At 74.5% G+C, this 17,759-nt stretch carries 15 protein-coding genes; 9 read left to right on the top strand and 6 right to left on the bottom strand.

Annotated features, from left to right (window positions below; genetic code table 11):
• Positions 1 to 40: 40 nt before the first annotated feature.
• Positions 41 to 700 (bottom strand): CAP domain-containing protein, encoded by a 660-nt coding sequence (locus ACJ5H2_RS20495; protein ID WP_408897286.1) that lies wholly within the window; start codon positions 698 to 700, stop codon positions 41 to 43.
• Positions 701 to 818: 118 nt separating this feature from the next.
• Positions 819 to 1,346 carry a CAP domain-containing protein gene (locus ACJ5H2_RS20490; protein ID WP_408897285.1) on the bottom strand — a complete coding sequence of 176 codons (528 nt, stop codon included), beginning with the start codon at positions 1,344 to 1,346 and terminating at the stop codon, positions 819 to 821.
• Between the two features lie 115 nt (positions 1,347 to 1,461).
• On the opposite strand from ACJ5H2_RS20490, the gene ACJ5H2_RS20485 reads away from it, so the two are divergent.
• The 7 genes from ACJ5H2_RS20485 to ACJ5H2_RS20455 all read left to right on the top strand — a co-directional run bounded on the left by ACJ5H2_RS20485 (position 1,462) and on the right by ACJ5H2_RS20455 (position 11,745).
• Complete coding sequence (locus ACJ5H2_RS20485) at positions 1,462 to 3,435, top strand: M13 family metallopeptidase (protein WP_408897284.1); 1,974 nt, start codon at positions 1,462 to 1,464, stop codon at positions 3,433 to 3,435.
• On the top strand, positions 3,432 to 4,157 hold the full coding sequence (locus ACJ5H2_RS20480; protein WP_408897283.1) for a hypothetical protein: 726 nt from the start codon (positions 3,432 to 3,434) through the stop codon (positions 4,155 to 4,157). Before ACJ5H2_RS20485 ends, ACJ5H2_RS20480 begins: the two co-directional genes overlap by 4 nt.
• Positions 4,158 to 4,235: 78 nt before the next feature.
• Positions 4,236 to 4,541 carry a DUF2470 domain-containing protein gene (locus tag ACJ5H2_RS20475; protein ID WP_408897282.1) on the top strand — a complete coding sequence of 102 codons (306 nt, stop codon included), beginning with the start codon at positions 4,236 to 4,238 and terminating at the stop codon, positions 4,539 to 4,541.
• 82 nt (positions 4,542 to 4,623) lie between these two features.
• Positions 4,624 to 6,777: a RecQ family ATP-dependent DNA helicase gene (locus ACJ5H2_RS20470; RefSeq protein ID WP_408897281.1), complete on the top strand. Its 2,154-nt coding sequence runs from the start codon at positions 4,624 to 4,626 to the stop codon at positions 6,775 to 6,777.
• 50 nt (positions 6,778 to 6,827) lie between these two features.
• Positions 6,828 to 8,033, top strand: a complete 1,206-nt coding sequence (locus ACJ5H2_RS20465; RefSeq protein ID WP_408897280.1) for a hypothetical protein — start codon at positions 6,828 to 6,830, stop codon at positions 8,031 to 8,033.
• Positions 8,034 to 8,218: 185 nt separating this feature from the next.
• Entirely contained in the window at positions 8,219 to 11,047 is a 2,829-nt protein-coding gene (locus tag ACJ5H2_RS20460) for a DEAD/DEAH box helicase (RefSeq protein ID WP_408897279.1), read from the top strand.
• Positions 11,047 to 11,745, top strand: coding sequence for an SWIM zinc finger family protein (locus tag ACJ5H2_RS20455; protein ID WP_408897278.1), 699 nt, complete (start codon positions 11,047 to 11,049; stop codon positions 11,743 to 11,745). The genes ACJ5H2_RS20460 and ACJ5H2_RS20455 overlap by 1 nt, the downstream gene beginning before the upstream one ends.
• 230 nt (positions 11,746 to 11,975) lie before the next feature.
• Here the strand turns inward: ACJ5H2_RS20455 and ACJ5H2_RS20450 are convergent, their stop codons facing one another.
• Positions 11,976 to 12,698: a PaaX family transcriptional regulator C-terminal domain-containing protein gene (locus tag ACJ5H2_RS20450; RefSeq protein WP_408897277.1), complete on the bottom strand. Its 723-nt coding sequence runs from the start codon at positions 12,696 to 12,698 to the stop codon at positions 11,976 to 11,978.
• Between the two features lie 54 nt (positions 12,699 to 12,752).
• Between ACJ5H2_RS20450 and ACJ5H2_RS20445 the strand changes: the two genes are divergently transcribed.
• A complete protein-coding gene (locus ACJ5H2_RS20445) occupies positions 12,753 to 14,378 on the top strand; it encodes an acyl-CoA dehydrogenase family protein (protein ID WP_408897276.1) in 1,626 nt (541 codons plus the stop codon).
• Between the two features lie 49 nt (positions 14,379 to 14,427).
• On the opposite strand, the gene ACJ5H2_RS20440 is transcribed toward ACJ5H2_RS20445, so the two are convergent.
• On the bottom strand, positions 14,428 to 15,450 hold the full coding sequence (locus tag ACJ5H2_RS20440; protein ID WP_408897275.1) for a MauE/DoxX family redox-associated membrane protein: 1,023 nt from the start codon (positions 15,448 to 15,450) through the stop codon (positions 14,428 to 14,430).
• 27 nt (positions 15,451 to 15,477) lie between these two features.
• Positions 15,478 to 16,188, bottom strand: a complete 711-nt coding sequence (locus ACJ5H2_RS20435) for a hypothetical protein (protein ID WP_408897274.1) — start codon at positions 16,186 to 16,188, stop codon at positions 15,478 to 15,480.
• Between the two features lie 149 nt (positions 16,189 to 16,337).
• Here ACJ5H2_RS20435 and ACJ5H2_RS20430 point away from each other — a divergent pair, with 149 nt between their 5' ends.
• Positions 16,338 to 17,405 (top strand): hypothetical protein, encoded by a 1,068-nt coding sequence (locus ACJ5H2_RS20430; RefSeq protein WP_408897273.1) that lies wholly within the window; start codon positions 16,338 to 16,340, stop codon positions 17,403 to 17,405.
• Here ACJ5H2_RS20430 and ACJ5H2_RS20425 read toward each other — a convergent pair.
• Complete coding sequence (locus tag ACJ5H2_RS20425; protein ID WP_408897272.1) at positions 17,402 to 17,758, bottom strand: hypothetical protein; 357 nt, start codon at positions 17,756 to 17,758, stop codon at positions 17,402 to 17,404. The two genes, ACJ5H2_RS20430 and ACJ5H2_RS20425, sit on opposite strands and share 4 nt — an antisense overlap.
• Position 17,759: the final 1 nt, after the last annotated feature.

Here is a 17,759-nt window from a genome sequence, read left to right as displayed (position 1 = left end):
ATCCCGTGGTGAATCCGCCACCGCCGGGGCCGACCGCCCCTCAACGCCGGCCGAAGTCCTGGGTCCACCACAGCTGGGAGCCCTGCACGACGACGCCGACACCGAGATGGCGCATCCGGCAGTCGAGGATGTTGCGGCGGTGGCTCGGACTCCTCATCCAGCCCTGCATCACGCCGCGCGGGGAGTCGAAGCCGGAGGCGACGTTCTCCGCTAGGCGCCGCCACCCGTCGTACCCGGCATAGCTGACCCGCTCGCCGAGGCCGGCCTCGCCCGGCAGGAAGTGGGTCATCGTGCGGTACTGCGCCATCCCCACGCTGTGGGTGCGCGCGGCCCGGCGCAGCTTCGCGTGGGAGCGTACGGCGGGACAGCCCGCCGCGGCGCGACGCCTGTTGACGATCGCGACGACCCGGTCCTCGAAGGACGGGTGCACCGCCATCGGGATCGGGGCCGGCGCCGGCTGGCCGGGCGCCGGCGGCGGAGCCGGAACGGTCGTCTGCCCGCCGAGCAGTGCCGCCAGCAGTCCCGTCAGCAGGTCGGTGAGCGTACCGGTGATCGTGGGCGTGTCCGTCGAGGCCAGCTGAGCGGTCGGGGCCGCCGCGGCGGGTGCCGGCTGCAGCACGGGCAGGGCGGGCAGGAGGACCAGGGCGGGCAGGACGGCGAGGACGGCGGTCGCGGCCATCCGGGAGCAGCGGAACAGCATGACAACGATGGTGCGATCCCGGACCGGCGCCGCGCCTCGGCGCTCCGCCTCGGATCGCCTAGTCCCGAAGGGCTAGCAAAACTCGGCGACCGGCCGGCGTGTCGCCGTACGACGGACCTCAGCGCACGCCGAAGTCCTGGGTCCACCACAGCTGGTCGTCGCGCAGGACCACGCCCACGCCCAGCTCGCGCAGCCGGCAGTTGAGGATGTTCTTGCGGTGGCTGGGGCTGTTCATCCAGGCGGACATCACCGCCTCAGGCGAGGAGAACCCCCGCGCGATGTTCTCCGCGACCAGGCTCCAGCCGCGATAGCCCGCCCGGGTGATCCGGGTGGAGAACCTGTCCTCGCCCGGCAGCTGGTGCGACATCTGCCCGGCGTCGGCCATCGCCGTCGTGTGCCTCCGCGCCGCCCGGCGCAGCGGCTTCGACGCCTTCAGGGCGCGGCAGCCGTGCGCGGCGCGCTGCTCGTTGGTGAGCTCGAGGACGCGCTCCTCGAGCGCGGGCTGCAGCTGTCGCGCCGCCGCGCGCGCCGGCACCGCCTCTGTCCCACCGGCCGGCGCCGTCGTCCCCACCGCCCCGGCGGTCGCCGGAGCGAGCACGGCCAGGCCGAGCACGAGGCACGGCAGCAGGGCGAGCAGGCGGTTCATGGACTGCCGATCGGAGCCCCGGACCTCGTCCTGAGCCTGCCGGGCGCAACCCGGGACGAAGTCAGGACGTTGGTCCCGGCGCCCACCCCTGGACCGGACTGCGTAGGCTCGACGCGTGAGCATCCTCGACGACGCGCGGCCGGGCATGGACCTCGGCATCCGCCCCCAGGACGACCTCTTCGGCCACGTGAACGGCACCTGGCTGAGCGAGACGGAGATCCCGTCCGACCGCTCCAGCTGGGGTCCCTTCGTCCAGCTCGCCGACCAGGCGGAGGAGGACGTGCGGACGATCATCACCGAGCTCGCCGCCGCGGCCCAGGAGGGCACCGCCGACGTCGACGGCGACGCCCGCAAGATCGCGGACCTGTTCAACTCGTTCATGGACGCCGAGCGGGTCGAGGCCGCCGGCCTGGCGCCGGTCCAGCCGCTCATCGACGCCGTCGCCGCGCTGCGCGACGTCCGCGACGTCGCCGCCTTCCTCGGCGAGTTCGAGCGGATCGGCGGCTACGGCCTGTTCGGCTCCTACGTCGACACCGACGACCGGCAGTCCGACCGCTACCTCTTCCATCTCGTCCAGGGCGGACTCGGGCTGCCCGACGAGTCCTACTACCGCGACGAGAAGTTCGCCGACATCCGCGAGGCGTACGTCGCCTACCTGACCCGGCTGCTCACCCTCGGCGGCCACGCGGACCCCGCCGCTGCCGCGCAGCGCATCCTCGCGCTCGACACCGAGCTGGCCAAGGGCCACTGGGAGCGCGCGGAGACCCGCGACGTGCAGAAGACGTACAACCTGCTCACCGCCGACGAGCTCAAGGCGCTGTGCCCGGCGTTCGACTGGGACGCCTACGTCACCAACCTGGGCGGCCGGCCCTCCGGCCCCGGGGCCACGATCGCCGAGGTGGTCGTGCGCCAGCCGTCCTATCTCGAGCACCTCTCCCGTGTCCTGGAGGCCGAGCCGATCGAGACCTGGCGCGACTGGTTCCTCTCGCGCGTGCTGCGCTCGGTCGCGCCGTACCTCGGCGACGACTTCGTGCAGACCAACTTCGACTTCTACGGACGGACGCTCTCCGGCACCCCCGAGCTGCGGGCGCGCTGGAAGCGCGCGGTGTCCTTCGTCGAGGGCGCGATGGGCGAGGCCGTCGGCAAGGAGTACGTCGCCCGCCACTTCCCGCCCAGCAGCAAGGCGATGATGGACGAGCTCGTCGCCAACCTGCTCGCGGCCTACCGGCAGTCGATCAGCCAGCTCGACTGGATGACCGAGGAGACCAAGGAGCGGGCCTACGAGAAGCTCGCGACCTTCCGGCCCAAGATCGGCTATCCCGAGCGCTTCCGCGACTACAGCGCGCTCGTCGTCGTACCGGACGACCTGGTCGCCAACGCCCAGGCGGCGGCGGCCTTCGAGACCGACCGCCAGCTCGCCAAGATCGGCGCTCCGGTCGACCGCGACGAGTGGTTCATGCTGCCGCAGACCGTCAACGCCTACTACAACCCGGGCACCAACGAGATCTGCTTCCCGGCGGGCATCCTGCAGCGGCCGTTCTTCAGCCCCGACGCGCTGCCGGCGGAGAACTACGGCGGCATCGGCGCCGTGATCGGTCACGAGATCGGGCACGGCTTCGACGACCAGGGCGCGCAGTACGACGGCGACGGCAACCTCAACGACTGGTGGACCGCCGACGACAAGGCCGCCTTCGAGGTGAAGTCGAAGGCCCTGATCGCCCAGTACGACGGCTTCTCGCCCCGCAACCTGCCGGGCGAGCACGTCAACGGCGCCCTCACCGTCGGCGAGAACATCGGCGACCTCGGCGGGCTCACCATCGCCCACACGGCGTTCCGGATCGCGATGGAGGCGGCCGGCACCGCGGCGTCCGAGGAGGACCGCCGGACCCTCTTCCTCAACTGGGCCTACGTGTGGCGCACCAAGCGCCGGCTCGAGCAGGAGCAGCAGTACCTCACGATCGACCCGCACAGCCCGCCGGAGTTCCGCGCCAACATCGTGCGCAACCTCGACGAGTTCCACGAGGTCTTCGGCACGGCCCCGGGCGACGGCCTGTGGCTCGAGCCGGGGGACCGCGTGCGGATCTGGTGAGCGGACGGTCCCGCGGGGAGGGCGCTCGCTGGCAGCGCTACCGCAGGCCGGAGACCGACGACATCGAGCGCGAGCCGGCCGCGGGGCCCGCGGCCCTGCCCCGCCGACGCCCTGCGCGGCGCACGTCCGGGCGGCCCGGCCGGCTCCGGAGGCCCGGGCGTCTGGCCGGCTGGGTCGGCGTGGCAGCCGGCGTCGCGTACGCCGGCTCGGCGATCCTGAGCGCGGGCGGCGAGCAGGCGCCCGCGCCGCTCCCGCGGGAGGAGCGCTACGCGCCGATCGTGACCGACGAGGCGTTGGCCGAGGTCGGCGCCGCGCTGGCGCGCCAGTCCGGCGGGACAGAGGTCCTCGAGGCCCGGTTCGGGGGCACCGACGACATCCTGCTGACGACCCCGCCGGCAACCCCGGGCGATCTCGCCGAGGTGTGGCGCTGGGACGGGACCGTGTTGGAGAAGTGGCTGGGCGAGCAGGCCCGCGACCGGTCGCCCTTCGACCTCGGCGCCGTCGACGCCGAGGTCCTCCGTGCCCTGGACGAGGAGGCGCGCGAGCGCAGCGACGGCCGGATCAGCAGCAGCCGCGCCCACGTGCGCAAGCCCGTCACGGACACCGAGCACTGGGTGTACCTGCGGGTCAGCGAGGTCGACCACGGCGGCGTCGTGCTGTGGGCGGACCTTGCGGGCACGATCGAGTCCGACCTGGTCAACGAGAGCTGGCGCGACGACTGAGGCCGGGGGAGCCGCATGCGACGCCTGCGCTGAACGGGCAGCGTTGAACGGGCAGCCTGAGGCGGGCAGGGTGGAGCCATGACCCACGCCTTCGAACCGGCCGTCGTCGACGCCGTTCTCGCCCACATGAACGGCGACCACCTCGACGACAACCTGCTGATCGTGCGTGCCCATGGGGTCCCCGAGGCCACCGCCGCCTCGATGAGCGACGCCGACGGCGAGGCCGGCACCTGGACCGTGATCGGTCCGGAGGGCCCGCTCGGGGAGCGCCGGATCCGGTGGCCGAACGGGCCGATCACCGAGCGCGCGGAGATCCGCCGCGAGGTCGTGGCGCTCTACGACGCCGCGTGCGCGGCGCTCGGCGTGGAGCCCCGGCCGCACTGACGCCGTTCCGGGGCGTCCGGGTGCTGGGGACAGCCGGGTCTCCCCGTCGCCCGTGTCGGGCGGCGCTGGTAGACACGACCCCATGGACTCCGCGACCCCCGACGACACCGCCGTCCGCTCCCGTGCGGAGCAGCATCTGCGGGCGCTCGTCGGGCGCCCCGACGCGACGCTGTACGACGACCAGTGGGCCGCGATCGCGGCGTTGGTGGTCGACCGGCGTCGGGCGCTGGTCGTGCAGCGCACCGGATGGGGCAAGTCGGCGGTCTACTTCGTGGCCACCCTGCTGCTGCGCGAGCGCGGCAGCGGGCCGACGGTCATCATCTCGCCGCTGCTCGCGCTGATGCGCAACCAGATCGCGGCGGCCGAGCGAGCCGGCATCCGCGCCGTCACGGTCAACTCCACCAACATGGAGCAGTGGGACGAGGTCCACCGGGCGATCGCTGCCGGGGAGGTCGACGTGCTGCTGGTCAGCCCTGAGCGGCTCAACAACCCCGGGTTCCGCGACGAGGTGCTGCCGCGGCTGGCGGCGACCTGCGGCCTCCTGGTCGTCGACGAGGCGCACTGCATCTCCGACTGGGGTCACGACTTCCGGCCCGACTACCGCCGCATCCGCACGCTGCTGCGGGAGCTGCCCGCGGGGATCCCGGTCCTCGCCACCACCGCGACCGCCAACCAGCGCGTCACCGACGACGTCGCCGAGCAGCTCACCGGCGACGGTCTCGCTGGTGACGGCGACGGCGTCGCCGGCACCCTCGTCCTGCGCGGCACCCTCGACCGCTCGTCGCTGCGGCTGGGCGTGGTCCGGCTGACCACGGCCGAGCAGCGGCTCGCCTGGCTGGCCGACCACCTCGCCGAGCAGCCGGGCAGCGGCATCGTCTACTGCCTGACCGTGGCCGCGACCCAGGAGGTCGCCGACTACCTGCGCTCGCGCGGGCACCGGGTGGCGGCGTACTCGGGCCAGACCGAGCAGACCGAGCGGCTCGCGCTCGAGCAGGCCCTCGTCGACGGCGAGGTCAAGGCACTGGTCGCGACCAGCGCGCTCGGGATGGGCTTCGACGCCGCGCTCGGGTTCGTGGTCAACCTGGGCGCCCCCGACAGCCCCGTCGCCTACTACCAGCAGGTCGGGCGCGCCGGGCGCGGCACGGTCGACGACGCCACCGTCGTGCTCCTGCCGGCCACCGAGGACCGCGACATCTGGGCCTACTTCGCGTCGCTGGCCTTCCCGCGCGAGGAGCTGGTCCGCGAGACCTTGAGCGTGCTGAGCGAGGAGGGCCGGGCGCTGAGCACCGCCGCCCTCGAGCCGCGGGTGGACCTGTCCCGGAGCCGGCTGGAGACCATGCTCAAGGTCCTCGACGTCGACGGCGCGGTCCGTCGCGTCAAGGGCGGCTGGGAGGCCACCGGGCGTCCGTGGGAGTACGACGCCGAGCGCTACGCGCGGGTGGCCGCGGCCCGCCAGGCCGAGCAGCAGGCCATGCTCGCCTACCTGTCCACCGACGAGTGCCGGATGCGCTACCTGCGCCGTCAGCTCGACGACCCCGCCGTGCTGGCCGATCCCGACTGGCGATGCGGACGGTGCGACAACTGCGGTGGGCTCGACCTGTCGACCGAGGTCTCGTCGGCGGCGGTCGCCGAGGCCGCTGACCGGATCGCGCGGCCCGGAGTGCCGATCGAGCCGCGCAAGCTGTGGCCCTCGGGCCTGGCCGCGATCGGCGTGAGCCGCTCCGGCCGGATCAAGCAGCCCGCCGAGGAGGGCCGAGCCATCGCCCGGCTCACCGATCTCGGGCACGGCGCCGCGCTGCGCGGGCTGTTCGCGGTCGACGCCCAGGACGGCCCCGTCCCCGACTCGCTCGCCCGCGCCATGGTGGCGATGCTCCAGGACTGGCAGCCCAAGGTCGACGCGATCGTCGTGGCGGAGTCGGAGCGCCGGCCCGCCCTGACGGCGGACCTGGCGGCGGGCCTCTCGCGCTTCCTCGGCGTGCCGGTGGTCGGGCGCTGGGCGGTGGTCGACCTCTCCGTCGGGCCCGACCGAGGCGCCACGAACTCGGCCCAACGGGTCGCCGCGGTCAGCCGACGGTGCGCGCTCCAGCTGGACGACCCGGTCGCGGTCCGGGACGCCCGGGTGCTGCTCGTGGACGACCGGCTGGTGACGGGATGGTCCCTCACCCTGGGCGCCGAGGCCCTGCACGACGCCGGGGCAGCCGCGGTGGTGCCGCTCGTGCTGGGCCTGTCGGGCTGACCGCTCCAGCCTCCCGCGATCGGGGCCGCAACGGTCCTAGAGTCGGCCCCATGACCGACGACGCTCCCGCGAAGGGCACCCCCGAGCACCCCCGTGACGGGCATCCGACGCCGCCTGCCGCGCCGTCCGCGCCGAGCGGCCCGATGACCCCGCCCGCCGGAGCCATCGTCACCGACCCGGACGACCCCGCGACCGACGAGCGTGGCGCCGGGCGCGTCCCGCCGCCCCCCGGCGGCACCGGCCTTCCCGGTCCCGGCGAGCCCGCGCTGCCGGCCCGCGCCGGCCGCGCCGGGACGACCGCCGGCGTGGTCGCCCTCGGCACCGGTCTGCTCGGGGCCGCCGTCGTCGTCTCGGCCGTCCGCAGCCGCGGCGACGGCGAGGGCCTGGACGGCTCGACGTACGGCGTCGGCGTCGGCGCCACCGCCGTGCTCCTGGTGATCGCGGTCCTCGCCGCGCTCGCCGCTCGTCGAGCCGGTGGCCGCGCCCGCGAGGACGTCGTCACCTGGCCGGGAAGCGTCGGCATCCTCGCGACCGCGGTGATGATGGGCGTCGGCATCGACCGCGGTGAGGACTGGGTGGCCTACCTCGTCGGCGGCACGATGGTGGTCCTCGCCGCCGCCGGCTATCTGGCGGCGCGTCGAGCGGCCTTCGTCGTGGTGGCCATTCTCGGCCTCGGGCTGATCTATGCCGTCGCGCTGGACGGCGTCGTGGCGGACAGCATCGGCGAGGACCATCCGCAGCTCGCCACCGCCGTCCTGCTCACCCTGTTCGTCGTGGTCGTCACGCTCGTCGGCTGGCTGCTGCCGAGCCGGGCCGTGTCGGGCGTGGTGGTCGGGACGTTCGGCCTCGTCGGCCTGCTCGGACTGCTCGCCTCCTTCGCCGTGCTGCGGCTCTTCGCCGACATCCTCGGCGGCATGTCGGGCATGCTCCTCGGTGAGGAGTCGCCCGGCGGCACGCTCGACCCCTCGCGGGGCTTCCCCGAGTCGGACGTGTGGTGGGTGGTCGCCCTCGGCGGCCTGCTCACCGTGCTCTGGGCACTGGCCGCCGCCATCTCGAACCACTCTGGCTTCACCGTGCTCGCGATCGCGATGACGGCGCTCGGCGTACCGCTCGCGTCGGTGGCGCTGGCGGCCGAGCACCCCACCTGGTGGGCTGCGATCACCGCAGCGGCCGGCGGCGTCCTGCTGCTCGGAGCCGTGCTGCTCGCGCGCCTGCGGGGTCGCCGGCTCGAGGCCGGGGCTGGCGTCAGCCGCTGAGCTCCGCGTAGAGCATCCGGCGGTCGCGGCCGGGCCATCCCTGGGTCCCGTCGCCGCCGACCTCCGCGGAGATCGATGTCCCCCCGTCACCATGGGCTCGGCGGTGCGCCGGCAAGCCTCCGGGCCGCACCGTGGGTGCGCCGGTCCGGCAGGTGGTGTCGGGCGCGCCCGCTACTGTCGCGGGCGTGAGCTTCGTTCCGGTCACCGGCCCCGCGACCTTCCGGGCCGGCGATCCGGCGACGATCGAGTTCACCGACATCCGCGGCGCCCGCGCCGTCGCCCTGCCCGTCAGCGCCGCACTGCCCGTCCTCAGCCGAGCGCGGACCGCGGACGACGCCCACCCGAGCGTCCAGCTGCTCAGCGGCGCGGCGCTGCTCGGCCTCCGGCTCGTGGCTGCCGGCAAGGTCGCGCCCGACGACGCCGGGCGCGCCTGGCGGGTCGCCGGTCTCGATGCCCGCGACCACGACGCGGTGGACCGGCTCGCCCGGGCTCGCGCGTACGACGACCTCCCGCCGGCCGGCGCGGCCGAGGTGGTGCGTGGGATGCTCGACGCGGTCGCGGACACCCTGCCGCGTGCCGCGCCCGCCCCGCGGCGTGCCTCGGGCGCGGAGCCGGCGTCCCCGGCGCGTCCCGAGGACTTCGCCGAGCGGGTGCGACGGCGGCTGGCCGCGCGTCGCGACGCGCAGCAGGCCCGCGCCGCCGGCTCGCGCGACCACCGTCACGGCGCGCAGGACTCCCTCCTGCCCGAGCTGGTCCGGGTGTCCCTGCGCGTCGAGGCCGACGAGGAGGAGCTCGTCGCGGGCACCGTCCGCCTGGTGCTGCAGGTGCACGACGAGCGCGACCCGCTCCACGTGTGCGACGCCGCCCTGCTGTGGACCGCCGGCCCCGCCGAGCACGGCTTCGGCAGCCGGGCGCGGGTGCACGCGAGCATCGCCCTGCGCGCGGCGGCCGACGCGTGGCCGGTGCTCGACCGGCTGCTGGCGCTGGCGGTGCCCGACCAGCTCACCCTGGACGGACCCGAGATCGCGGGCCTCCTCGACCACGTCGGCGCGCTGCGCGCGGCGCGGGTGGACGTGCACTGGCCGCGCTCTCTGGGCCCGGAGCTGACCACGCGGGCCGTGCTCGAGCGGCGCGCCGAGGGCGACGAGCGCAACCCGGAGCTGCCGCTCCAGGACAGCCCGTTCTCGGCGGAGGGGCTGTTCTCCTTCTCGTGGCAGGTGTCCTTGCACGGCGAGGTGCTCAGCCCGGAGGAGATGGCCGAGCTGGCCGAGGCGGCCAGCCCGGTGATCAAGCTGCGCGGCGCCTGGACGGTGGTGGACCCGACGACCGCCGAGCGGGCGCGCAGGCGGCTGATCCGCAAGGCGACCGGCGCTCAGGCCCTGGCGGCGGCGCTCACGGGGGTCACCGAGCTGCCGGCGTCCGCCGCGCAGGGAGCCGACGCCGAGCCGGCGACCACGGAGGTCGTGGTCGGCGCCAGCCTGCTGAAGGTCCGCGAGCAGGTGCTCGGCGCGGCGACCCGCGCTCCGCTCGCAGAGCCGGCGGGGCTCGCGGCCCGGCTGCGCGACTACCAGCGGCACGGCCTGACCTGGCTCGCCGACCTCACCGGTCTCGGGCTCGGCGCCTGCCTGGCCGACGACATGGGTCTCGGCAAGACGATCACTTTGATCGCCCTCCATCTCCACCGGCTCGAGCACGGCCTCGCGCAGGGCCGTCCGACGCTCGTGGTGTGCCCCGCCAGCCTCCTCGGCAACTGGGAGGCCGAGATCGAGCGCTTCGCCCCCGGCGTACCCGTCCGGCGCTTCCACGGGGGCGCCCGCTCGCTGGCCGACCTCGACGGCGGGTTCGTGCTGACGACCTACGGCACCCTGCGGCGCGACGCCGACACCCTCGCCGCCGTCGACTGGGATCTCGTCGTCGCCGACGAGGCCCAGCACGTCAAGAACTCCCGTACGTCGACGGCGCGGGCACTGCGCCGGCTCTCCAGTCGGGCACGGGTGGCGCTGACGGGGACGCCGGTCGAGAACGACCTCACCGAGCTCTGGTCGATCCTGGACTGGTGCGTGCCCGGCCTCCTCGGCAGCCGCCAGGCGTTCCGCCGGGTGTGGGGAGCGCCGATCGAGTCGGGCGCGGAGCCGACGAAGGCCCGCCAGTTCGCCGACCTGATCGGGCCGTTCCTGCTGCGGCGCCGCAAGTCCGACCCGGGGATCGCGCCGGAGCTGCCGCCCAAGACGGAGACCGACCATCTGCTCGGCCTGACCCGCGAGCAGGTGGTCCTCTACGAAGCGTTCGTCAAGGACACCATGGAGCGGATCGAGCGGGCCGACGAGGACAGCCGCCGCGGCCTCGTCCTCGCTCTGATGACGGGCCTCAAGCAGATCTGCAACCATCCGGCGCAGTTCCTCAAGCAGTCCGGCGCCATCCGTCTCAGCGGCCGGTCGGAGAAGCTGGAGCTGCTGGAGGAGCTCGTCGCCACCGTGCTCGCCGAGGGTGGGGCGGTCCTGGTGTTCACCCAGTACGTCGCGCTGGCGCGTCTGGTCGAGCAGCACCTCACCGCGCTCGGCGTACCGCACCAGTTCCTGCACGGCGGCACCCCCGTCGCCCAGCGGGAGGCGATGGTGCGCCGGTTCCAAGAGGGTGGGGACGCCACGACCTCGACCGGACCGCCGGTGTTCCTGCTGTCGCTGAAGGCGGGTGGCACGGGGCTCAACCTGACCCGTGCCGACCACGTCGTGCACTTCGACCGCTGGTGGAACCCGGCCGTGGAGGAGCAGGCCACCGACCGCGCCTACCGGATCGGCCAGACCCGGCCGGTCCAGGTGCACCGGATGGTCACCCGCGGCACCATCGAGGAGCGCGTGGCCCAGCTGCTCGAGCGCAAGCGCCAGCTCGCCGACGCGGTCCTGGCGCGCGGCGACGCCGCGCTGACGGAGCTGAGCAACGAGGAGCTGCGCGACCTGGTGACCCTGCGCCGAGCGGCGCGCGAGGCCGCGGAGCGCGCGGACGGCGATCGCTGATGCGCACGACCTTCACCCGTCAGACCCAGCCGACCCGCGGCGTCCGCAGCTGGTGGGGCAAGGCCTGGCAGCGGGCCGTCGAGGAGGCGGCGTACTCCGACGCGGAGCTCCGGCCGGGCCGGGCGCACGCCCGCCGCGGCGACGTGGGCGCGATCAGCGTCGCGTCCGGTGGCATCCTCGCAGCCTGCCGCGACGGTGACGACGCCTGGACGGTGGAGGTCGCGATCCCGGTGCTGGAGGAGGCCTCCCGCACCGCCCTGGTCGAGGTGGTCGCCGCCGAGGCCGGCCGGATCGCCGAGCTGCTCGCCGGCAACCTTCCCCACGACCTGGTCGAGCACGCGGAGGAGGTCGGCGTCGAGCTGCTCCCGTACGGCGGCGAGCTGGCCGCGACCTGCACCTGCCCCCACTACCTCGACCCGTGCCCGCACGCCGTCGCCGTCCTGATCCAGACGGGCTGGCTCGTCGACGCCGACCCGCTGGTCCTCTTCGCGCTGCGTGGCGTCGACCGCGACGGCCTGCTCGCCCAGCTGCACGCCCGCACCGTGCCGGCCACGGTGGACGACGTGGGGGCGGGCGTCACCGTCGCGTCGGGCGAGCTGGCCGACGACGTCGAGCTGGTGGTCGACGCCGCCCAGCGGGCCGCCCGGCTGCTCGCCCTGTTCGAGGAGGGGACCGAGCTGCCCGACGGCCTGCTCTGAGCCACCGGTGACGGTTGAGTCGTCACTTTCGACCCGCCGAGTCGTCGCATCCGACCCGTCGAGTCGTCACTTCCGCCCGCCGAGCTCGACGCCCGTAGGAGACCGTCACGTCGGCAGGTCGGAAGTGACGACTCGCGGGGCCGAAAGTGACGACTCGCGGGGCCGAAAGTGACGACTCGCGGGGTCGGAAGTGACGACTCAACGGGCCCGGCGCGGTGTCCGAGCGGCGCTCAGGCCGAGGGGGTGAGGGCGAGGGTGCGCAGCTCGTCCTGGTAGGCGGCGTACGCCGTGCGCATCGCGGAGGCCGGCCAGTCCGCCGGACGCAGGGCGGCCGGCAGCAGCGGGTCGGTCGTCAGGTGGCGCACGACCTGGGCGGCCACGGCCAGGCGCGGGGCGGGGGCCGTGGTCCGTTCGAGGAGGTGCAGCAGCCGGCGACCCTCGTCGGCCCAGGCGCCGAGGTCCCAGAGCCGCGCGACGAGACCGGCGGGGTCGTCGTCGGGGACCCCGACGAAGGTGCTGAGGACCGGCTCCGCGGCGTACCCACGGGGGCGGCGCAGGTTGGCCGGCCGGGTCCACACCCCCTCACGCAGCTCGGCCAGCCGGTACGACGCGAGCCGCTCGCGCAGCGCCGCGCGCTCCCCACCCGTGCGGCCCGCCACGACGACCACCGCCATCTCCCAGCCACCGTCCCAGGAGGTCTCCGCGTCCAGCACCGCCTCGTCCTGGCGCCGCTGGCGTGCGGCGAGGCGGGCGCCGAGCACGTAGTCGCCCGCGCTGCGCTCCAGGTCGCCGGCCGCGACGGCGCGGGTGAGGGCGACGCGTGCGGTGGCCGCCGGGACGCCGAAGTGCTCGCCCGCGCGAACCAGCTCGGCCGCGGACATCCGGTCCGGATGCGAGCCGAGCAGCAGGCTCAGCATCACCGAGCGCGCCGACAGGAGCGGGAGGTCGTCCACGCTCCGATGCTACACATCTAGACACGACTGTTGCGAAACTCGTAACATCGCGGCATGGCGACGCACGAGGTCTTCAACCAGGTCCCGCCGCTCGAGGGGCACGACACCTCCGCGGACCCGGCGCTGCGCGAGGGGATCGAGCGCGAGGGCGCGGCCTGGGCACTCGAGGAGATCAGCGAGGTCGGCCGGCTCGCCGGCACGCCCGAGGCGATGGACCTCGGCCGCCTGGCCGAGCGGGTCCCGCCTCGGCTGCACACCCATGACCGCTACGGGCGGCGGGTCGACGAGGTGGAGTACGTCCCGGCGTACCACCAGCTCATCGAGACCGCCGTCCGGCATGGCATCCACGCCGCGCCGTGGGCCGACGAGCGGCCGGGAGCCCATGTCGCCCGCGCCGCGAAGTTCTACGCCTGGAACGTCGACGCCGGCCACGGATGCCCGATCTCGATGACCTATGCGGTGGTCCCGGCGCTGCGCGCCAACCCGGACCTCGCCGCCCGGTTCGAGCCGCTCCTCACCAACCGTGAGTACGACTTCGGGCTGCGCGACCCCGCGACCAAGCGGGGCCTGATCGCGGGCATGTCGATGACCGAGAAGCAGGGCGGCTCCGACGTCCGCGCGAACACGACGACGGCGACCCCGCAGCCCGACGGCAGCTACCGGATCGTCGGCCACAAGTGGTTCACCTCGGCGCCGATGTCGGACCTGTTCCTCACCCTCGCCCAGGCTCCCGGGGGGCTCTCGTGCTTCCTGCTGCCGCGCGTGCTGCCCGGCGGCGAGATCAACCCGATCCGCTTCCTGCGGCTCAAGGACAAGCTCGGCAACAAGTCCAACGCCTCCTCCGAGATCGAGTACGACGACGCCGTCGGGTGGCTCGTCGGCGAGGAGGGCAAGGGGGTGAAGACGATCGTCGAGATGGTCAACATGACCCGCCTCGACTGCGTCATCGGATCGGCCTCCGCCATGCGCTCGGCGCTCGTGCAGGCCGCCCACCACAGCCGCCACCGCGCCGCCTTCGGAAGACTGCTGGTCGACCAGCCGCTGATGCGCAACGTCCTGGCCGACCTCGCCGTGGAGTCCGAGGCGGCCACCACGGCGATGATGCGGCTGGCCGGTGCCAACGACCGCGCGATCCACGGCGACGAAGGGGAGAGTGCGCTGCGCCGGCTCGCCCTGGCGGCGACCAAGTACTACGTGTGCAAGCGGGCGCCGATGGCCGTCGGCGAGGCGCTGGAGTGCCTCGGCGGCAACGGCTACATCGAGGACTTCGACCTGGCGCGGATCTACCGCGAGGCGCCCCTGATGTCGATCTGGGAGGGCTCGGGCAACGTCGCCGCCCTCGATGCCCTGCGCGCGATCGGCCGGGAGCCCCACTCGCTGGACGCCCTGTTCGCGGAGGCCGAGCTCGCCGTCGGCGCCGACCGACGCTACGACGACGCGGTGACCGCGCTCAAGAAGGAGCTCACCGACTTCGACGACATCGAGCTGCGGGCCCGGCGGGTCGTCGAGCAGATCGCGGTCGTCTTCCAGGCGGGGCTGCTCCTGCGGCACGCGCCGACGGCGGTGGCCGACGCGTTCTGCGCGAGCCGGCTCGAGCGCGACTGGGGCGGCGCCTTCGGCACCCTGCCCGCCGGCCTGCACCTCGCCCCGATCCTCGAGCGCGCCGAGCCCGGCCTCTGACCCGGCCTCTGACCCGGCCGCTGACACCCCGGCCCGGACGCTGTCGAGGTCAGGGGGACGCCGCGACCGGCGGTCCGGCGGCCGACGCGAGCTCGTCGCCGATGATCGCGATCAGCTCGTCGACCTCCGTGCGCCCCGCCGCCGGACCGGCGGCGAGGTAGCCGTCGGCGCCGAGCAGCACCGCGCTGGGGAGCACGGAGACCCCGAGCATGACCGCGGCCGCACCCGTGCGGTCCCGGTACGTCGGCGCCGGGAGGGAGGCTCGGGAAGCCTCGTCCCCGGGTCCGCTGACCACGACCGCGGCGACGACGGTGGGCTCCCACGCCGACGCGGCCGCCAGCCATCCGGTCGCCGGCTCCGCGTCGCCGGCCCGGCCGGCGTCCACCACCAGCAGCAGGCGCGCCCCGTGGCGGCACAGGTCCCGCAGCGACAGCCGTCGCCCTGCGGCGTCGTGCAGGGGCGCGTCCGGCACCGGCCAGCGCACGTAGTCCCCGGGCTCCGCCGGAAGAGGCGCGACGCTGATTGGGGCGACCGGCGCGACGTACGCCGCGGAGCGCGCGCGCCGAGCCAGCCCGGCGACGAGCAGGAGGGTGGGCGCGAGGCCCGCGGCGACCGCGCCCGTCCTGCCGAGTGCGTCGAGCCGGCCCAGCAGCTGCGCGAGGTGCTCGCCGTGCGCCGCACGGACGAGCACCACGGCCGCGAGCAGGACGAGGATGCCGTTGCGCAGCAGCGTGTGCCAGGAGAGCCGGCCCGTCCGCTCGCCGTGACAGCCACAGCCTCCGGATCCGCCGGCCCGGAGCAGGCGTGCCACCAGCAGCGTGTAGCAGGCCATCATCGCCACCGCCGCGGCGGCACATGTCAGGACGACGACGCCGCGGGTCGCGAGCAGACCGGCGCCGGCCACGACCTCGGCGGCCGAGGCCGCGCGGATGAGGGCGCCAGGCAGGACGAGTCCGTGCCCCGCCAGCGCGGCCCGGGTGGCGTCGTGTCGCCGGGGCGGCAGCTTGGCCAGGCCGGAGGCCAGGATCCCCGAGCCGACGAGGACCCAGACGGCGGCGTACGCGACGCTCAAGGACTGCTCACCGGGTGCTCGCCGGCCTCACGGCAGCGGCGTCGGACCGGACACCTTGGTCAGCGCGACGGTGTTCCAGGTGAGGACCGGGGAGGTCTTGTAGCAGACCTGGAAGCGGCAGGTGCCCAGCGCGACCGGGGGGATCCCGATGCCGTAGAAGATGGCGGTGTAGTTCACGCAGATCTTCGTGATGTGGTGCGCGTTGGTCTGGCCGACGTTGAACAGGCCGTCGTTCGTCGGGTCCCATGCGTAGCCGGGGATGATCACCGTCGAGCCCGGCACCGTGATGGGGAGCGCCAGCGGGCTGGGTGTCGTGGCCGTCAGTCCCGCACTCGTGGTGATGTCGGCGTGGTCGGTGAAGGAGAAGGTGTAGGAGTCCGCCCAGAGGGTCCAGCCGCCGAGCCAGCCGTACTGGCTCAGACAGGTGAAGGTCACGACACCGCCCACCATGGTGACGTTGGTCGCGTTGATCCCGGTGATGCCGGCGACCGTCGCGGCACCCAGCTCCACCGGAACGGTGTAGCACGTCTCCGGAGGGCACTGGAACACCGAGGCGGCGACCGCGGGAGCCGCGGTGCCGAGGATGCTCGCCGCGGAGACCGAGGGCACCGACCAGGCCAGGCCCTTGGCGACCGAGCGCCGGCTGACGCGGTCGTCCTCCGCCTGGGCGGAGAGCGCCGGGAGCTCGCCGGTCTCCGTGAGCTCGACGTCCTCGTGGCCCGAACCGTCCTGCTGCATGTTTCCTCCGTGAGGTGGGTGCGGGGTGGCGATGGCCGCCACCGACGAAGGGTGGCCGCGGACGGACACCCACAGTGCTAGACGGGCGCGGCCCGCGAACCTGACACGGATCGTCAGGAAAGGACCGTCCGGTGGTCGAGGAGGGTGTGGTGCTCACCAGGGAGGACGGCCGAGGGACGGTGACGCTCGACGTCCTCGGCGCCACGGTCCGGGTCGTCGGGCCGTCGCCGATGGTGGGGCGCGTCGCCGCCCAGTGGGCGCGCTGCCGGACCTCCCGCCCGGCCGACCGCACGGTCGAGCTGCTCACCTGGGTCGACGCCGACGAGCGGGAGTACACGCTCGCGTCCGGGCTGAACCTGCTCGGCATCCAGCTCACCGCCGGGTCTCGGGTCAACCTGCACGCGGCGGGCCTCAGCGACGACCGGGGGCGGGTGGTCGCGCTCGCGGCCGCCTCGGGCACCGGCAAGACGACCGCGGCACGCGTGCTGGGCCGCACCCTCGGCTACGTCACCGACGAGTGCGTGTCGGTCGCTCCGGACTCGCTGGACGTCCGTCCGTACGCGAAGCCGCTCTCGCTGCTGCCGCCGACCGGCACGGCCGTCGCGGCCGCCGGGCACAAGCGCCAGGTGGGACCCGACGAGCTCGGCCTGCGCCGTGCGCCCGGCCGCCTCCGTCTCGGCGCCGTCGTCCTGCTCGACCGGGTCCCGAGGACCGACGCCCCCACCGCGCCCGCGCTCGGGCCGGTGCCGCTCCTCGACGCCTTGGAGGAGCTCGTGCCGCAGACCTCCTCGGCGGCGCTGTGGCCCGACCCGCTGCGCACGCTGGCGGAGCTGCTGGTCCGCACGGGCGGAGCCCGGCGCCTCACCTACGACGAGGTCGGTGGCGCCGCCGACCTGGTGCGCCAGTGCCTGGACGGGCACCACGCCCGGCACCTGGCCTTCGAGCACGTCCCCGGCCGAGCGACCGGCGAGAGCCTCGAGTGTCCCGGGGTCGGCCGGGTCGTCGTCGGCGGCCACCACGACGCCGTGGCGGTCGGGGACGACGTCCTCGTCATGGTCGGTGCGGCACTGGTGCGCGCCACCGGCCTCGCCGCGGGGCTCTGGCTCCGGCTGGGCGCCGGCCAGACCGCCGACCTGACCCGGGTGCCCGCGGCCGCCCTCCGGGAGAGCATCGCCCAGCTGGAACACGCCGGCCTGCTGACCCGGGACCGCGGCTAGACAGGCCGGACCGGGGGTGCCGCTCCGTCGCACGGTGCGGGCCGTCCCAGCTCGAGCGCGGGGTAGAGCGGCATCAGCGAGAACGCGAGCCGCGAGTCGGGCCCGGCCGAGGCGATCTCGTGCTCCATGGTGAGCGCGCCGGCCGTCCTGGTCGGGAAGGGACCCGACACCGTCTGGTCACCGGAGTCCAGATCGGTGCAGACCAGCACGCAGGGCAGCTGCTCCTCGTAGGCCTCGATCTCCGCCAGGGTGCGACTGAGCAGGTCGACCATGAACATGGTCATCCCCTGCCGGACCAGCTGCCGGTCACTCTCCGACTCGTCCAACGCGCCTCTCCCGATCGGTCCTGCCATG

The sequence above is a fragment of the Nocardioides pymetrozini genome, assembly GCF_046058985.1.
In the GTDB taxonomy this organism is placed as follows: Bacteria; Actinomycetota; Actinomycetes; order Propionibacteriales; family Nocardioidaceae; genus Nocardioides.
This window is presented reverse-complemented; position numbering and strand designations above follow the sequence as displayed.